The 291-nt window shown below is 40.5% G+C and carries 1 protein-coding gene; it reads left to right on the forward strand.

Annotated elements, in window-relative coordinates:
• Nucleotides 1–247: zinc ribbon domain-containing protein (locus HC752_RS24495; protein WP_190337762.1), on the forward strand; the 247-nt coding region annotated here is incomplete at its 5' end.
• Nucleotides 248–291: the final 44 nt, after the last annotated feature.

Raw genomic sequence — 291 nt, forward strand, 5'->3', positions numbered from 1 at the left:
ACAAATGGCAAACCACTTGCTGGAAGTTGAAGGAATGAAATCAAAATTTGAGTACTGCTGTGATAAATGTGGCTCCGACTCATATGAGGTGGGCGAATTACGAGCAAGCGGCGGCTTTTTAAGTACAATTTTAAATTACAACAAGCATCGTTTTTATTTTCTATCATGCAGCCGTTGTGGCTACACAGATTTTTATAAACGTGGTCTTGGAACAGGGCAAAAAATCTTAGATCTACTAAGTGGTTAGCGTATGCATAACAAAAGCTTCAAACCGACAGCCAACGCGTGGCA

Source organism: Vibrio sp. S9_S30 (genome assembly GCF_014694455.1).
Classification (GTDB): Bacteria; Pseudomonadota; Gammaproteobacteria; order Enterobacterales; family Vibrionaceae; genus Vibrio.